Annotated in this window: 16 protein-coding genes; 9 read left to right on the top strand and 7 right to left on the bottom strand. The window is 72.9% G+C overall.

What is annotated here, in order from left to right:
* The first annotated feature begins 324 nt into the window (after positions 1-324).
* Positions 325-1,359, top strand: a complete 1,035-nt coding sequence (locus ACZ52C_RS12560) for a bifunctional lytic transglycosylase/C40 family peptidase (protein ID WP_469074671.1) — start codon at positions 325-327, stop codon at positions 1,357-1,359.
* Between the two features lie 82 nt (positions 1,360-1,441).
* Here the strand turns inward: ACZ52C_RS12560 and ACZ52C_RS12555 are convergent, their stop codons facing one another.
* The 3 genes from ACZ52C_RS12555 to ACZ52C_RS12545 all read right to left on the bottom strand — a co-directional run bounded on the left by ACZ52C_RS12555 (position 1,442) and on the right by ACZ52C_RS12545 (position 4,176).
* The gene (locus ACZ52C_RS12555) at positions 1,442-2,521 is read right to left on the bottom strand and encodes a hypothetical protein (RefSeq protein ID WP_469074670.1); all 1,080 of its coding nucleotides are present in this window, start codon (positions 2,519-2,521) and stop codon (positions 1,442-1,444) included.
* Between the two features lie 80 nt (positions 2,522-2,601).
* Positions 2,602-2,976, bottom strand: coding sequence for a hypothetical protein (locus ACZ52C_RS12550; protein WP_469074669.1), 375 nt, complete (start codon positions 2,974-2,976; stop codon positions 2,602-2,604).
* A 309-nt stretch (positions 2,977-3,285) separates the two neighbouring features.
* Positions 3,286-4,176 carry an NAD(P)-dependent oxidoreductase gene (locus ACZ52C_RS12545; protein ID WP_469074668.1) on the bottom strand — a complete coding sequence of 297 codons (891 nt, stop codon included), beginning with the start codon at positions 4,174-4,176 and terminating at the stop codon, positions 3,286-3,288.
* Between the two features lie 162 nt (positions 4,177-4,338).
* Here ACZ52C_RS12545 and ACZ52C_RS12540 point away from each other — a divergent pair, with 162 nt between their 5' ends.
* Positions 4,339-5,316, top strand: coding sequence for a TauD/TfdA dioxygenase family protein (locus ACZ52C_RS12540; protein WP_469074667.1), 978 nt, complete (start codon positions 4,339-4,341; stop codon positions 5,314-5,316).
* Between the two features lie 24 nt (positions 5,317-5,340).
* On the top strand, positions 5,341-6,255 hold the full coding sequence (locus tag ACZ52C_RS12535) for a DUF72 domain-containing protein (protein ID WP_469074666.1): 915 nt from the start codon (positions 5,341-5,343) through the stop codon (positions 6,253-6,255).
* Positions 6,256-6,286: 31 nt separating this feature from the next.
* On the opposite strand, the gene ACZ52C_RS12530 is transcribed toward ACZ52C_RS12535, so the two are convergent.
* The 4 genes from ACZ52C_RS12530 to ACZ52C_RS12515 all read right to left on the bottom strand — a co-directional run bounded on the left by ACZ52C_RS12530 (position 6,287) and on the right by ACZ52C_RS12515 (position 12,134).
* Positions 6,287-8,482 (bottom strand): copper resistance CopC/CopD family protein, encoded by a 2,196-nt coding sequence (locus tag ACZ52C_RS12530; protein ID WP_469074665.1) that lies wholly within the window; start codon positions 8,480-8,482, stop codon positions 6,287-6,289.
* Positions 8,483-8,679: 197 nt separating this feature from the next.
* Complete coding sequence (locus ACZ52C_RS12525; RefSeq protein WP_469074664.1) at positions 8,680-9,210, bottom strand: cupin domain-containing protein; 531 nt, start codon at positions 9,208-9,210, stop codon at positions 8,680-8,682.
* Between the two features lie 28 nt (positions 9,211-9,238).
* Complete coding sequence (locus ACZ52C_RS12520) at positions 9,239-9,856, bottom strand: GNAT family N-acetyltransferase (RefSeq protein ID WP_469074663.1); 618 nt, start codon at positions 9,854-9,856, stop codon at positions 9,239-9,241.
* On the bottom strand, positions 9,846-12,134 hold the full coding sequence (locus ACZ52C_RS12515) for a penicillin acylase family protein (protein ID WP_469074662.1): 2,289 nt from the start codon (positions 12,132-12,134) through the stop codon (positions 9,846-9,848). The genes ACZ52C_RS12520 and ACZ52C_RS12515 overlap by 11 nt, the downstream gene beginning before the upstream one ends.
* Before the next feature lie 115 nt (positions 12,135-12,249).
* Here ACZ52C_RS12515 and ACZ52C_RS12510 point away from each other — a divergent pair, with 115 nt between their 5' ends.
* The 6 genes from ACZ52C_RS12510 to ACZ52C_RS12485 all read left to right on the top strand — a co-directional run bounded on the left by ACZ52C_RS12510 (position 12,250) and on the right by ACZ52C_RS12485 (position 16,118).
* Positions 12,250-13,218 (top strand): siderophore-interacting protein, encoded by a 969-nt coding sequence (locus ACZ52C_RS12510; RefSeq protein WP_469074661.1) that lies wholly within the window; start codon positions 12,250-12,252, stop codon positions 13,216-13,218.
* A gap of 45 nt (positions 13,219-13,263) precedes the next feature.
* On the top strand, positions 13,264-13,866 hold the full coding sequence (locus ACZ52C_RS12505) for an HhH-GPD-type base excision DNA repair protein (protein ID WP_469074660.1): 603 nt from the start codon (positions 13,264-13,266) through the stop codon (positions 13,864-13,866).
* A 191-nt stretch (positions 13,867-14,057) separates the two neighbouring features.
* The gene (locus ACZ52C_RS12500) at positions 14,058-14,444 is read left to right on the top strand and encodes a hypothetical protein (protein WP_469074659.1); all 387 of its coding nucleotides are present in this window, start codon (positions 14,058-14,060) and stop codon (positions 14,442-14,444) included.
* A 58-nt stretch (positions 14,445-14,502) separates the two neighbouring features.
* Entirely contained in the window at positions 14,503-14,652 is a 150-nt protein-coding gene (locus ACZ52C_RS12495; RefSeq protein WP_469074658.1) for a hypothetical protein, read from the top strand.
* A gap of 286 nt (positions 14,653-14,938) precedes the next feature.
* The gene (locus ACZ52C_RS12490) at positions 14,939-15,235 is read left to right on the top strand and encodes a type II toxin-antitoxin system VapB family antitoxin (RefSeq protein ID WP_003999914.1); all 297 of its coding nucleotides are present in this window, start codon (positions 14,939-14,941) and stop codon (positions 15,233-15,235) included.
* A 229-nt stretch (positions 15,236-15,464) separates the two neighbouring features.
* The gene (locus ACZ52C_RS12485) at positions 15,465-16,118 is read left to right on the top strand and encodes a LytR C-terminal domain-containing protein (RefSeq protein ID WP_469074806.1); all 654 of its coding nucleotides are present in this window, start codon (positions 15,465-15,467) and stop codon (positions 16,116-16,118) included.
* Positions 16,119-16,168: the final 50 nt, after the last annotated feature.

The following is a 16,168-nucleotide window of genomic DNA, read 5'->3' as shown; positions in this document are numbered from 1 at the left end:
TGGCCCAGACCACGGCACCGGGCACTGCGCGACGCGAAATGACCTCGCCCGGGCCCCGTCTGACCCGCGTGAGGTGCACCACCGCCTCGGACCCACCGAGCCGGGACGACCGTCCGGCCCGATGCGGTCCTCCCAGGTCACACCTGGTGCGACCGGCCTCACCGCCGTCGCCTCCGGGCGGCCCGCCCCGGCGCGATGCCCGCCCGACGCAAAGCGCCTCGTGATCTAGTACGGCGGAAGTAACAGCACGGACACGACAGCGAAGAGGAAGCACGTACGGGGGGATAGCGCGTGAAGGTGATCATCCGAGCTGCTCTTGGAGTCATGGCCGCATTCGTGGCGATCATCGTCACGCTCGTGGCCATCGTCCTCGTCGACAATGACGACGCGGACGCCACCGAGATATCCGACGGAGGCGGAGGCCTGAAAGGCGTCCCCGCCGAGTTCCGCAGCTGGATCCTCAAGGCCGACGACGCATGCGAACAGCCGGAGATGACCCCCGCCCTGCTCGCAGCGCAGCTCTACCAGGAGTCGAAGTTCAAGACCACCCGTGAGGAGGCGACCTCCCACGCCGGTGCGCAGGGACCGGCCCAGTTCATGCCCGGCACCTGGGCCACCTGGGGGCGCGACGCCGACGGCAACGGCGACAACTCGCCCTGGGACATCGGCGATGCGGTGATGGCGCAGGGCCGCATGATGTGCTCCCTGCTCAAGCAGGCCAAGTCCTCCGGCTACGGCGGCGACCCGCGCTCGCTCGCCCTGGCCGGATACAACGCAGGGTGGGGCGCGGTCCAGCGCTACCAGGGCGTGCCGCCCCGGCAGTTCGCGAGCGGCGAGACCTGGAACTACGTCCAGATCATCCTCACCACGATGCCGAAGTTCGAGGGCCCCGGGCTGCTCACGGTCTCAGGCTCCGGCGACGGCCCGGACGCGGTACGCAGGGCGACCACCCGGCTCGGCACACCGTACTCCTGGGGCGGCGGCAGCCCCGGCGGTCCCACCACCGGATTCTGCGACGGGACCAACGGCTACCTGAACGGAAAATGCTCCGCCAGCAACACCATGGGCTTCGACTGCAGCAGCCTCGTGCAGTACAGCTACTGGCCCTCGCTGCACCTGCCGCGTACCGCCGCCTCGCAGTACGGCGCCACCTCCAGTAAGGCCGTCTCCCGGCAGAACCTGAAGGTCGGCGATCTGCTGTTCTGGTCGCGCGGTGGCGCCAGCGGCATCTACCACGTCGCTCTCTACGCGGGTGATGGCAACGTCCTGCACGCACCACGTACAGGACGCACCGTTTCGCTCGCCCCCCTGACCTCTGCAATGCCGGAGGGGGACTACTTCGGCGCCACCCGCCCCTGACCCTGCAGGTTCGGATTCAAGCAAACAACGTGTGCCGCAGGCCCGGCCGGGCCTGCGGCACACGCGTACGAAGAGGCTGCGACTACTTCGACTTGCCCCGCGTCGGGGCGGAAACGGGCTGGCGGTGTGCGGCCACCCCGGCCTCCGTCGGCGTCGCGGCCTTCGCCGCCTTAGTAGGGTCCAGGCTCGTCGACGTCGCCCTCGCCGCCGTGGTGTTCACCTTCACCCGAGACTCCGCCGACGTGTCCCCGGCCGGACGGTCCAGTGCGTCACCGGCGGCCTGGACCAGCCGCGCCCCGAGCTGTGCGCCCGACACTTCCTGCCAGGACGTGTCGTTGGCCAGACGGGCCAGATGCTCGCGCACCGGCCTGCGATCGGTCTCCATCTGCGCCATCCGGCCAGCGACCAACGGCCACTGACGGTGCGCCACCAACAGGTCCGCCTCCCGTTCGTGCCCTGGCATCGCCTCGCGCACCCAACGGATATACCGCTCGTTGTCCTGCGGCGAGATGGCCAGCTGCTTGGACAAAGCCCGCTCACGGTCGGAGAGGTTGAGATCCCGCGGGACGTCCAGCCCGGTCGTCAACGGCCCGTACGAAAGTTGGGCGTCCCGGCTCACCGCCGGTTCAGCGGTACCCCCCAACCCCTCCGCCACCATCTGCTCGACGGCTAGGACCTCGTTGTGCGCGGCCGCCAGGACCTCGCGCACGTTGACGCCCTTCTCCTCCAACCGGGCCATCGTCGCCGCCATCTCCGGCCAGGCCGGAGATGTCAGGATCGCCTCGCGCAGGGAACCGGCAGGCAGCGTCTCTCGCACTGCCCGCACCCACTCATCGCTGACCGCCCCCTGCGCCTTCGCCGCGACCTGGTCACGCACGTTCACCGCGATCTCACCGACGTGCGGCAGGACCTGGTCCAGGTCGACGCCCGCCTGACGCAGCGCCATCAACTGCTGTGCGAGCTGCGGCCAGTCCGCCTCCCCCATCAGCGCCGCGGAGATGTCGAGAGGGAGCAGCCGCTTGACGGCCTCGCCGACGCCACCCACCGACTCCTCGGCGGTCGGCAGGTCCTCTTCCTTCCCCTTCTGCCTGCGCTGCTGGTGCCGCCGCGCGGCGTCCGCAATGGCCATCACCAAGCGCGCCGCCATGACCGCGGTCTGCACCGCCTCAGCAGCGGACTCCCTGAACGCCTCGCTTGCGCGGTCCTCTGGTGTCGGTGATGTCATATGACGCTCTCCCCTCGTTAACGGCCCCGCTTCGGGCCCTTGCGCTGCTGCTCCTCGCCCGGCGGCCGCCGTGTCGGCGAGGGCTCCCCCTGCTTACGGGCCGGTCCAGTTCGCCCGATGCCACCAGCGGGCACGGCATTCGTGCTGTTCCCGGAGGCGGTGGCCGCCGAACTGCGCTGCCGTCGCCATCCGTCCAGGCGCCATGTAAGCACCTCGGCAACCGAGTCCGCAGAGTTCAATTCCCTTCGGGCAGCAACCGTTGCCAGCACATCGGCCGGATCGTCGCCCGCCTTCTCGACCTCGGCCAACCGGGCTCGCAGCGCGGACCATGCCGCATCGGCCAGGATCTCGCGGGCGTGCTCGGGGACGGCCTCCTGGACGGTGCCGACCATCGGCCGGGCGCCGGGCGCCATAGCCGCGCGGCGCCCGGTCCCCTTCCGGGCCGCAGCGCGCTTCGCACGAGGTTGGTACTCCCGTGCCGCGTTGACTCCGACGGTCACCTCGACTGGGGGGCCGCAGGACGCAGGACGCGGGCCCCAGAACCCAGGCCGTAGGACGCCGACCGCAGAGCGCAAGGCGCGGGCCGGATTCACGGCGCCCCTGCCGCCCTCGCCCGCCCGCTCACCCGCCCACCCCCGCCCGTCCGCTCCCTCACCCGCCCACGGCGCTCACTCGTCCGCTCCCTCACCCGCCCACGGCCCTCACTCGTCCGTTCCCTCCTCGAAGCTGGCGAAGTACGCGGCGGCCATGTCCTCGTCGGCATGGCCCTGGGCGGCGGCGCGGGCCAGGCGGTCGGCGCCGGCGGCGGCCACGTCGAGGCGTACGCCGTACCGCTGCCCGGCCTCGACGATCAGCCGGGCGTCCTTGGCGGCGGTGGAGACCGCGAAGGACGCCGGGGAGAGCCGGCCGTCCAGGACGAGCGCGGACTTGGCGCGCAGATAGCCCATGTCGAGCGGGCCGCCCTCGATGATCTCGAAGAAGGACCGCGGGTCGACGCCGAGGGCCTTGGACAGCGCCAGGACCTCCCCGGCCGCGTTGGTGGCGGCCAGCACCCAGCTGTTGGCCACCAGCTTGAGCCGGGTCGCGGTGCCCGCCGCGCCGTCCTCGCCGGTCCACACCGTACGGACGCCGACGGCGTCGAAGACGGGTGTCACCGTCCCCCGCCCCTCGACCGGCCCCGCAGCCAGCACCGTCAGCTGCCCCGCCTCCGCGGGCTGCCGGGTGCCGAGGACCGGGGCGTCGTAGAAGACCAGTCCGTGTTCGCGGGCCAGCTCGGCCAGGCCGGCGACGTCCTCCAGGCCCGCGGTGGTGGACTGGACCCAGGCCGTGCCGGGGCTCAGCGCGGGCACCGCCTCACGCATGACCTCCCGGGCCGCCGCCCCGTCGTACAGCACCGTGAGCACCACATCGGCACCCCGTACGGCCTCGGCCGGGCTCCCGGCGACCCGCGCCCCGTCGGCGGCGAGCGGCTCGGCCTTCTCACGGGTGCGGTTCCACACCCGTACGGCATGACCGGCGCGGACGAGGTTGCGGGCCATCGCGGCCCCCATGATGCCGGTACCCAGGACGCTTACCGTGAGCTTGTCCGTCATGACGTCAACTTCCTGCCGCGTACAGTGCGTTGACAGTTTCGCAGCACGGGGCGGGGCGGAGGGCGCTACGACACCGGGCGAACTCCGATGGCGGAGAGGCGGATCAGGACACGTCCCGGCCGGTCCGCATGCGCGGGCGGCGCCGTGGGAAGACCGGGCCACGTGAGCATCGACACGAACAGGTCCTCGGCGGGGCGCGCGGGCGGCCTGGACGTACGGCCGGCCTCCGGGTACATCGGCGCCGACATCCACGGCGTCGATCTCGCCACCCCGCTCGACGACGGGACGGTCGCCGCCGTCCGGGCGGCGCTGCTCCGCTGGAAGGTCGTGTTCTTCCGGGGGCAGCGGCTGGACCACGCCGGGCAGATCGCGTTCGCGCGCCGCTTCGGGGAGCCGATCCGGCTGCGGTCGCGGGGCTCGGTCTCGCCCGCCGGGCACCCCGAGATCGAGACGACCGCCGACCGTCAGGAGCTGGGCCGCAAGCACGGCATGGACCAGGCCGAGTGGCTGGAGCGCCGCCGCCACTCCACCCTCCGGGGCTGGCACGCCGACCACACCGCGCGCATCGACCCGCCCGCCCTGACCCTGCTGCGCGCCGAGCGCGTGCCCCCGTACGGCGGCGACACCACCTGGGCCGACCTCGCGGCCGCCTACGCGGGCCTGTCCGAGCCGGTGCGCCGGTTCGCCGACGGGCTGCGCGCCGAGCACCGGCTCGGCGTCGGGTACCTCGCGCGTTCCGGCCCCGACCCCTACCTCCGCCATCTCCAGGACCACCAGGTCGCCTCCGTCCACCCGGTCGTCCGCGTCCACCCCGAGACCGGCGAGCGGATCCTGTACGTCAACCCGTACTACGTCGAGAACATCGTCGACGTCACCCGGGCCGAGAGCCGGCTCCTCCTCGAACTGTTCGTCGAGCAGATCACCCGCCCCGAGTACACGGTCCGCTTCCGCTGGGAGCCGGGGTCGGTGGCCCTCTGGGACAACCGCGCCACCGTCCACCTCGCCCCGAACGACACGGCCCACCTGGACTTCCCGCGCATCATGCACCGGGTGATGGTGGCCGGGGACCCGCCGGTCGGCGTGGACGGCCGCCCGTCCACGTCCCTCTGCGGCGCGCCGCTGCACGACCGGGACGCGTAGCCGATTCCGGGTAACCGGCACCCCATGGGTGATGTACTCGTCGGAACCTGCTCCTGGACCGACCGCGCACTGCTGGCCAGCGGCTGGTATCCACGCGGCCACCGCGACGCCGAACCCCGACTCCGTTACTACGCCGACCAGTTCCCCGTCGTCGAGGTGGACTCCGGCTACTACGCCCTGCCCAGCCGCCGCAACAGCCTGCTGTGGGCCGAGCGGACACCCCCCGGATTCCGTTTCGACGTCAAGGCGTTCTCCCTCCTCACCGGCCACCCGACCCGCCCGGCGGCCCTCCCCGCCGATCTGCGGGAGTCCTTCGGCACGGGGGCCCTGCGCCGCGGGGCCCCCGCCGACGTGCTGGACCGGGTCTGGGAGCGGTTCGCCCACGCCGTCGAGCCGTTGCGGACGGCGGGTCGACTGGGCGCGGTCCTGTTCCAGTTCCCCCCGTGGTTCGCGCCGGGAGGGCGGGCGGAGAGCGCGGACGGGACGGACGGAGCGGTGGGGCGCGGGGCGGAGAAGGTGCTGGAGGAGTGCGCGGCCCGTACGGCCGGCTGGCCCGTCTCGGTCGAGTTCCGGCACCCGGCGTGGTGGCGGGGCGAACAGGCCGACCGTACGGCGGCGTTACTGGCCCGGCTCGGCTTCGTCGCCGTCGGGGTCGACATGGCCCAGGGCCTGGAGTCCTCCCTGCCGCCCCTCGCCCCCGTCACCTCGCCGGAGCTCGCCGTCGTACGGTTCCACGGCCGCAGCCCCGCCTGGGGCACCGGCAGCAAGGAGGACCGCTTCCGGTACGCCTACTCCGAGTCCGAACTCGCCGCGTGGGCACCGCGGTTGCGGGAGGCCGCCGACCAGGTCGACGAGCTGCACGTCCTCTTCAACAACTGCTGCGCCGACGCGGCCGTGCGGGCGGCGGAGACGATGCGGCGGGTCCTCGGCACGAGCTGACCCGGCCGGTCGGACGGGCCCTGGCTCCGCCCTAGCTCACCCGTACCGACTTCTCCACCGTGACCTGGTCGATGTCCGTCGTGCGGACCGTGAGCTTCATCGTCCACTTGCCGGGCAGGGGGAGCTGGAGGGTGTCGGTGGCCCAGTAGCCGCCGCGATCGGTGAGCTTCGCGTCGATCGGGCCGATCTTCTGGGACTTCAGGGTGAACGTGAGACGCAGTTCCGGGACGGTGGCGATGCCGTCGTCGGGGCCGAAGACCACCGCCTGCACGGAGTTCTTGCCCACCCGCCCCGGACCGAGGTCGATCTGGACCTTGCCGTGACCGTTCGGGGTGCCGACGTCGAAGGGGACCACCGACGAGGAGGCCGTGACCCCGCCCGCCGCCTGACCCGCGCTCTCCTCGGCGATCTCCGCCGCCGCCCGGCCCGGCAGGGTCCCCGTCAGCACGGTGGTGATCACCAGCACGACGACCGCGACGGTGAACTCCGCGAGCACGGAACGCCGCAGCGCTTGCCGAGGCATGTCGCCGGGGGCGTCGTCCTCGTCCTCCGGTGAGGCGGAGGCGTCGGTGGGCCCGGAGCCATCGGTGGGGCCGGAGGAGTCGGGGGCACCGGAGGAGCTTGGGACGCCGGAGGAATCGGCGGCACCGGAAGAGCTCGAAGAGTCGGAGGAGTCGGAGGAGTCGGAGGAGGCGTCGGCCTCGGCGGCACCGGAAGAGCTCGAGGAGTCGGAGGAGTCGGAGGAGGCGTCGGCCTCGGCGGCCCCCACTCGCTCGGGCACCCGCGCCGGCACCGCCACAGCCGCCGAGACGGTCACCCCCGCCGGTACGGCCGCCCCCACCGACCCACCCGACTCGGCCGCCGGCTCACCGGCCCCGGCCCTAGCCCCGGCCCGCTCGGCCGCCCCCAGCCGCCCCGTCCAACGCCGTGAGAACGCCGCCGCCGCCAGCAGGAGCAGCACCGCGACCAGCTTGGCGACGAGGACCTCCCCGTACGCCGTGGACGTGAAGGCGGACCAGGAGCCGAGGCCGCGCCAGGACTGGTAGACGCCCGTGACGACGAGGACGACGACCGAGGCGAACGCGAGCCGGGAGAACCGGTCGACCACGGCGGCCGTCAGGGTCCTCGGCGCCCGGTACAGGACGGTCAGCAGCGCGGTCAGCCCGCCCAGCCAGACCGCCATGGCGAGCAGGTGCAGCACCGAGGAGGTCATCGCGACCGGCACCTGGATGCCGGCGGAGGCGTGCTCGGCGGCCGCCCACGTCCCGGCGAGACCGAGGGAGAGCAGCGCCCCGCAGACGAGCGCGCCCTTCCCCCACTCCTGCCGCTCCCCCTGGGGGCGCACGCGTACCAGGAGCACGGCGGCCGATGCGAGCAGACCCAGCCGGGCCAACAGCGCGAGCCCCGGCCGGCTGCCCAGCGTGTCGCGCAGGACGGAGAGGTCGAGGGCCGCCCCGATCCCGCTGCCCCGCTCGTACGGTCCTCGGAGCAGCAGCAGGACCGCCGAGGCCAGCAGCAGGGCCAGCCAGCCGGCCAGCAGCAGCTTGCGCAGCACCTCGCTGGGCCCGCCGAGCACGACCGCCAGGAAGAAGGTCACGCCGATGAGCAGGGCGAGGGCGCCGTACGCGAAGTAGCGGGTGATGTCGTAGAGGGAGGCGGTGAGGGGGTCCTCGGTGAGGTCGGCCGGGAGGACCGCGGCGGTCGCGGAGGGCTCGCCGACGGAGAAGATCAGGGCACCCGAGATGGGGTGGCTGTCGGCCGAGACCACCCGCCAGGCGATCGTGTACGTGCCGTCGCCGAGGCCGGTGGGGAGGGTGACCCGAGCCGTGTCGGCCCGGCCGCCCGCGCGCCCGGGCCTGCCCGTGTCGACCGCCCGGTTCTCGGGGTCGACGACGCGGATGGAGTCCTCCAGGAGGCTCACCGACTCGGTGAAGCGGAGGGTGACGTCCCGGGGAGCGGTGTCGAGGACGCTTCCGTCGGCGGGATCGCTGCCCGTGAGCGCGGCGTGCGCGGACGCGGTACCCGTCCCGCCGAGGAGACTCAGGAGCAGCACGGCCCCCAGCAGCACCAGACGCCGGACCGCTCGCCCCCACCCGCCGGCTCCCGGCTGGCGCCGCGCGCCTCTGTCCCGGCCGCGCGCCTCGACCCGATCACGGGTTCGAACTCTGCCTTCGTCCCAGCCCCCGGTCCCGCCGTCGACTGGGTCGCTGTACCTGCCTCGGTCCACGTAGTGCTCCGGATCCACGGTCGCCGGCTCTCGGACTCCTCGAACAGGTACGCACACCACGAACGCCGCGTTCAACGCGATCCGCCCCTCCGTCCCCGGGCCACGTCCCGCCGCCCCCGTCTCTCCGCCCCCCCTGTCCGCCGCCCTCGCCCTTCCGCCCCCTGGGCCCCGTCCCGCCGGGCTGCCGGCCCTCGCCCCTACGCCCGCCCCAGCTCCCCTATCTCGGCGGCCCGCTCCGGGTACAGCCGGGCCAGCTCCGCCGCGTCCCCGTGCTCGTACCCCTCGAAGGTGAACCCCGGCGCCATCGTGCACCCGAACAACGTCCAGCCCCCGCCACCACCGCCCTCGCCGGCACCGGCACCGGCACCGGCACCGGCTTCACGACCGCCCAGCACCCGCGCCCCCATCCAGGTCCCCGCGGGCACGACGTACTGCACGTGCTGTCCGCCGAGCACGTCCGGCCCGAGGACGACGGTCCGCGAGGACCCGTCCGGGAGGAGCAGCAGCATCCGGAGCGGATCGCCGAGGTGGAAGTGCCAGATCTCGTCGCCGGGCAGCCGGTGCAGGGCGGAGTAGTCGCCGGGCTCGGTGGTGAGCAGGGCGACGATCGCGGTCCCCTCGGGCCGCCCGTCGCCCCGCTCGGGCCCGGCCCACGTCTGACGGAAACGTCCGCCCTCGCGCGGTATGGGCTCCAACTCGTAGTGCGCTATGAGGTCTTCGGGAGTCATCCGCCCGAGGCTACGCCCGTCACCCGAACTATTGACCGAACACGGTCTCCCGCCGCAGGAAAGCCAACCGGGCACGCTTCTCGGGCAGATACACCTCCGGCAGATCGATCTCCGGCAGCACGACGACCGGCCCGGCCTCGAACCCCTGGCGGGCGAACCGCGCGATCGCCTTCTCGTTCCGCTCGTCCGGATCGACGACGACCCGCCGCCGGTCCAGCCCGACGAACGCGTACGCCGTGAAGGCCGCCAGCACCGAGGCCGACCACCCCGGCCGCGCTCCCCCGTCCCCGGCGGGCGCCAGCAGGACGTGGACGCCGATGTCCCCCGGCTCGACGTCGTAGCACTCGCCGACCCGGTCGGCCTCCGGCTCGTACGTCTGCAACAGCCCGACGGGCTCGCCGTCGCGCACCGCGAGATAGGCGTGGTGCGTGTCGAAGGCGTCCATGCCCTCGTAGACCTCCCGCACCTGCTCCTCCGTGAGCCCGTTCATGCCCCAGAACGCGGCCCTCGGCTCCCGCACCCAGCCATGCACCACCGCGGCATCGGCCCCGGCGTCCAACGGCAGGATCCGCACGGCCCCGAACCCGTCCACCACCTGCTCATGAACGGCCGCACGATCGGCGTACGGCTTCTCCTCAACGGTCATGGCGCTTCTCCTCGCTGCTGTTGCGGTCGGTGTCGTCGTCCCTGGTGAACCGGTCCCAGTCGGTGACGACCGGTACGAGATCACCCCTGAGCCACAGGGGCAGCTGGTCGCGGTGGTGGGCGGACCCGCCGACCCCGGACGCCCCGAACGGCACCACCCAGAGGCTGTCCTCACGCCGGGCGAGATCCCACACGTACCGGGCGGCGGGCCCACGGGCGCTGAGGTCGGTGATGCCGGGGACGGCGGAGGTGCAGAGCACACAGTCGTGGTCACCGGCGAGCCCCGGCTCGGTGGCGAGGTGCGCCCGTCCGTCGGTGCCGTCACCGGGGCCCTCGTCCGTACCCTCGTCCGTACCGTCGCCCGTGCCGTCGCCCATGCCGGGGTCCGTGCCGGCGTCCGGGAGCGCGCGCCACGGCACGAGCCGGTGGCTGTCGCCCCAGCGTCCCGACTCGCGGCCGGCGACCTCCTCCAGCGCCTCCCGCACCAGAGCGACCCGGTCGATCCCGTACAACTCCTCGGCCCTGAGCAGATGTTCGAGCGCGAACCCGATCCGTACGGTGAGCGACAACCACGGTCGAAAGACCTCGGGATACGTCGGCGGCACCGCGAGCGCCGCGAAGGCGGGCTCCGCGGCGAGCCGTCGTACGACGGCCCCCCGCAGCGCCGCGTACTCCGCCGCGTCGACGCTGTCGGCCTCCATCCGCCGGTCCCAGCGCGACAGCCGCTCGCAGAGCGCGGCCGCGGCCGGGGTGAGGGGATTCGGTCCCCCCACCGATCCCCCCTCCGATCCCCACGCCGATCCCCACGCCGAGACGGCGGCCACCGTCTCCAACAGGGGTCCGGCGGAGGCCAGATGGGTGTCCATGTGGATCGTGGGCATGTCCGCCGCGGTCCACACCCGCTTCTCGTCCAGCAGCGCGCGGATCCGTTCCGCGCGGTGCGGCGGGGCGAACTCGACGCCCAACGGGGTCGCCGGACCACGCTGGTTGGCCATCACCGCGACACCGTCCTCGAACGAGCCGTACGGCGTCTCGTGCCACCCCTCCCACTCGTGCCCCGGCTCCCAGGCCGCGACGACCCGCGTGCGGTTGTCCCGGCTCCGCACCGGAACCCGACCCGCCACACGGTGCAGGACCCCGCCCCGCGTGTCCGCGGCCTGTACGACGTTCACCGGCTCGGCCCACCGGTCGAACGCCCGGTCCACGTCGGCGACTTCACGGGCCCGGAGGAGCGGCAGCAGCGCCCCGATCCCGAGGTCCTCGGTGACCCGGGGCGGATACCGGAGGCTGAGGGGACCGACCGGTGCGGCGGTGTCGGCCGGGGCGATGTCGTCGGCCGGGGCTGCGGTGTCGAGGCCGCCGATGACGACCGGTCCCCGAGCGGTCTCGATCACCTCGACCTCGACGGGCTCCCCACCCGCGACCTCGATGACCTCCACATGCCTGTGCGCGGGCCGCCACACCCCATCGGGATCGAGCGCCTCGACGACGCCCGCGTCCCCGTCCCCGTCCCGCAGCCGCTCCCGGTACAGGTCCTGGTAGTCGGCCATGGCGTTGGTGATGGCCCAGGCCACGTCGCCGGTGTGACCGAAGTGGGCGATGCCGGGCATGCCGGGGACGGCGAGACCGACGACGTCGAACTCGGGGCAGGAGAGGTGGATCTGCTGGTAGACCCCGGGCTCCTCGATGAACCGGTGCGGGTCACCGGCGATGACGGCCTGCCCGGTGGTCGTCCGGGACCCGTCGACGAGCCAGCCGTTGCTGCCGGAGGTGGCGGGCCCGTCGGTGGCGAAGAGCCCGATCACGTCGGCTCCGAAATGCCGTACGGCCTCCTCGCGCCAGAGCTTGGCGGGGAACCCGGCGAACAGGATGTGCGTGGCGAGCCAGACCCCGAGGGGGTGCCAGGCCTCCCAGCGCCCGGGCGCGAGCCCGACGCGACCGAACTCCGGCGCGCGCCGACCGCCCTCGACGAGTCCGTCGTTCACGCCCTCCACGTACGCGCGGACCCAGTCGGCGCTCTCCGGGTCCGTGCTCTCCAGCCGGGCGAAGCATCTTCGCGCCGTGTCCTCCAGACGAGCCCGTCTCGCGAACCGGTCCCAGCCGAGGGAGCCCCCACCCAGGAAGGCGGCCGAGGTGCCCTGGACGCGGTGGCGTTCGACCTCCAGCTGCCAGGCCCGGTCGAGGGCGGTCACCCGGCCCTGGGCGTGGGCGAGGGCACGGGCGTCGGCGGCGCGCAGGTGCGGAATGCCCCAGGCGTCACGGAAAATCCCATACCCCACATGGCTCGAATCGCTCCCCCGAGCCCGTCCCCGCGCACCGTCGATGTCCCGCATCCCTGTATCCCGCCTGTGATTTAGGTTAGCCTCACCTAAGCAATCTGTGATCAAAGCGTACGTGAAGGGCGCAGAAGCCATGGGGCAGGGGCACGGTTGGGAGGGGGCGGTCCTCAAACTGCTCCGTGGGAAGGACTTCGTCTTCACGGTCACCGGTGCGGAACAGGTCACCGAGCACTACCGCCGGGTCCACCTCACCGACGGCGGCATGCTCGCGGCGACGGGCGTCCACCCGACGATGTGGGTCCGCCTCTGGTTCGAGGCCGCCGGCAAACCGCACCAGCGGGCGTACACACTGGTCGACCCCGACCCGGCCGCCGGCACCTTCAGCCTGGAGTTCGCTCTGCACGAGGGCCACGCCAGCGACTGGGCCCGTGCCGCGAAGCCGGGGGACACCATCGAGGCCACCGTCCACGGCACCGGCTTCACCGACCCCGACCCCACCGCCTCCCACATCCTCGCCGTCGGCGACCCGGCCTCCCTCCCCGCCATCAACTCCCTCCTCACCGCCCTCCCCTCCACCCCGACGACGATCTGGTTCGAGACGCGGGCGGAGGTGGAAGCGGAGGCGGAGTCCGAGGAGGCGGCGGGGGCGAAAACCGAGGCGAGGGGTGGGTCTGCGGCGGGAACGGCGGCTGGGGTCGAGGCCGGGTCGCCGGACACAGCCGCGTCCACGGTCGAGGTCGGGCACGGAGCCGACACTCCTGTCCCCGGCGGCACGAAAATCGCCGCCGGGGTCCGGGACCGAGAGGCAGCCCCCGCCCTCCTTCCCGTCCCCGGCGCGGGCGGACTCCCTCTCCGTCTCGACCCCTCCCACCACGACTTCCGCCCGGTCCCCCGCCAGGACGCCGGCGCGCGTCTGATCACCCAGGTGAAGGCGGACGCCCCCGCCCTCCTCGCCGGCACCCCCGCCCCGTACGTCTGGATCGCCTGCGACACGGCGACCACGCGATCCCTGGCGGCGTACTTCCGCAAGGAACTGGGCCTGCCGAAGCACCGCGTACACGCCCTGGGCTACTGGCGCCCGTGACGGCACCGGGCTGCGGCCGGCCGGTCGGCGGGCGATCATCGGGGCATGAACGTCACCCTGCACCTCGCCCAGGACCCAGAGGCGGACGACCTCCTCGGCCGCAGTCCCCTCGCCGCGCTGGTCGGCATGCTGCTGGACCAGCAAGTACCGATGGAGTGGGCGTTCAAGGGCCCGTGGACCATCGCCCGACGCCTCGACGCGACCGACCTGGACGCCCACGAGATCGCGGCGGCCGACCCGGAGTCCTTCGTCGCGGTGCTCTCCACCAAACCGGCGGTCCACCGTTATCCGGGCTCCATGGCGAAGCGGATCCAGCAGCTGTGCCAGTACCTCGTCGAGCACTACGACGGGGACGCGAGCGCGGTCTGGCAGGACGTGACGACCGGCGAGGAACTCCTCTCCCGCCTCGAATCCCTCCCCGGCTTCGGCCACCAGAAGGCCCAGATCTTCCTGGCCCTCCTCGGCAAGCAACTCGGCGTCCAGCCCACCGGCTGGCGCGAAGCCGCCGGCTCCTACGGCGACCCCGACTCCTTCCGCTCCGTCGCCGACATCAAGGGACCCGAGTCCCTGGCGAAGGTCCGCGCCCACAAACAGGAGATGAAGGCAGCGGCCAAAGCGGCGAAGGCCGCGAAGACCGCCGGCAAGTAACACCGCGCGCCACACAGAAGGGCACCCCCGGGCCCCCGGCCCCGACCCGGGGCCGGGGGCCACCCTTCGGAACCTCACCCCGGGGCCTTCCCTCGGGGCACGGCCTCCCTTCGGAGGCATCGCGTACGCCGAGTGAGCGGATCTCGCGCCCCACCCGACACGCGCACCCACGTCCCGGGAAAACATCCCCCGTGCACCCCGTCGCCCGCTCCCGCCCCACGGACACCCCCCGTGTCCGAGCAAGGCGGTACGCCCGGCGCAGAACCTGGCTGCGGGTGCTCGCGCTGACCGTCGCGCTCCTGGTCCCCAGCGCTCACGCCGCCACCCACGCCGCCGCCCTCCTCCCAGCCACGGCGTCGAGCGAACTCTCCATAACCGAGGGCGACCTCCTCGGGAACGCCCCCCGCCCCCAGGGCCGACACGCCCCTCGCCCGGTGGCCCCACCGCGCTCCCCCTCGTCCGTGTCCCCCCTCCCCGCACCGACGCCCCGGCACGGCCGCCGCTGCCTCCCCGCCCCACCCTGGCCCCGGCCCCCGTCCGCCCTGCACGCCCTGCGCTCCGTGGTCCTGCGCTGCTGAGAGAGCCCCAGCTCACGCGCACCGTCGACCACCATCAGCACAGGACAGGAGAACCCCCATGCCCGCAGACCCCTACACGGTCCTTCGCGCGCTCCTCCAGGCAGAGGCCGTACGCAGCACCCCCAAGCCTGAAACCGAACGGCTGCCCGAACTCCCTCGCACCCCGGACCGGGACGAGCGTCCGCGACGGGACCCGAACCACAGCTGATCGACACACCCGAGCACGGTGAAGCGCCCTGGATCCGCTGAGCTTCAGGGCGTTCACCCGCTCCGCACCCCCACCGCCCGGCCGAAGACCGCACGACATCCCGGCGAAGCCCCGGAGAAGCCCCGGCGGACTCTGCGCGCCCCCGAAAGAACCCCGACGAGCACCCACGATCCCCACCGAACCCCCACCAGAATGACCCTTTTGACCCACTTCGCGGCGCCTTTTCCGGGGTCGCACTCCGTCGCCATGGCTGCGCCCGGAACGTCTCGACCGGTAGGCTTTCCGTGTGATCTTCAAGCGCATCGGAAACGGCCGGCCGTACCCCGACCACGGCCGGGAAAGCACCCGGCAGTGGGCGGACGTCGCGCCGCGCCCGGTCCGCCTCGATCAGCTCGTGACGACCAAGGGGCAACTGGACCTGGAGACCCTCCTCGCCGAGGACTCCACCTTCTACGGCGACCTCTTCGCGCACGTGGTGAAGTGGCAGGGCGATCTGTACCTGGAGGACGGCCTCCACCGCGCGGTCCGCGCGGCCCTCCAACAACGCCAGGTACTCCACGCCCGCGTCCTCGAACTGGACTAGGGCCCACCACCCCTCACCGCAGCCGACCCCACCCGCGTATCTCCGGCCGCTCGGCCGCCGGGCCCGCGTGTGGCCCATCGCCCCGTCGACTCATCGACCGTCGGCGCATCCACCCCGTCGGCCCGTTGGCCCTTTCGGGTTGGACCGCAGCGCGGTGAATGATCATCTAGTAGGCATCGCCGTCCAACGGCACTACGCTGCGCCCATGAGCATGCTGACTCCTCCTGGCATGGGCGGCCAGTACCGGATCACGGGGGACAAGTACCCGAGGCTGCGCCGGCCCAAGAGGCGTCGCAGGCTCGTCCTCGCCGTCGCCGCGTCCGCGACCGCCCTCGGCCTCCTCGGCTGGGGAACCCTGCAGCTCATCGACGTCTTCACCGGCGACGGGGACCAGGCCGCCGCAGCCGGCCCCAAGGCGGACTGCGGGGCCCGCGTGAGCCCGTCCCCGAAGGCGAGCGGCTCGGCCGGGAAGTCCGGCAGGACCGGCACGTCGGCGAAGGGCTTCCCCGCGCCCGGCAAGATCACCGTCAACGTCCTCAACGCCACGCCCCGCGCGGGCCTCGCCAAGGACACCGCCGACGAGCTGAAGAAGCGCGGCTTCCGCATCGGCAACGTGGGCAACGCGACCAAGGAGTACGACAAGAAGGTCAAGGGCGCCGCGCTCCTGCTCGGCGCGAAGGCCGCCGAGGGCACGGCGCTGCCGGTGCTCAACACCCAGCTCGCCGGAGCCCGGCTGAAGACCGACGGTCGTACGAAGGCCACCGAGGTGGACCTGATCATCGGCACCGGCTTCAAGGCCCTCAGCAAGCAGAAGGACGCCGACAAGGCGCTGGCCGACCTGACCAGCCCCGAGCCGACGCCCACCACGACGAAGACCTGCTGACTCCGTAACAGCCGCTGACCCCGCAGGAGCCGCTGACCCCGCAGGAGCCG

The sequence above is a fragment of the Streptomyces sp. NPDC034049 genome (assembly GCF_055575575.1).
Note: the sequence above shows the minus strand (reverse complement) of the source record. Positions and strands in the feature narration are given on the sequence as shown.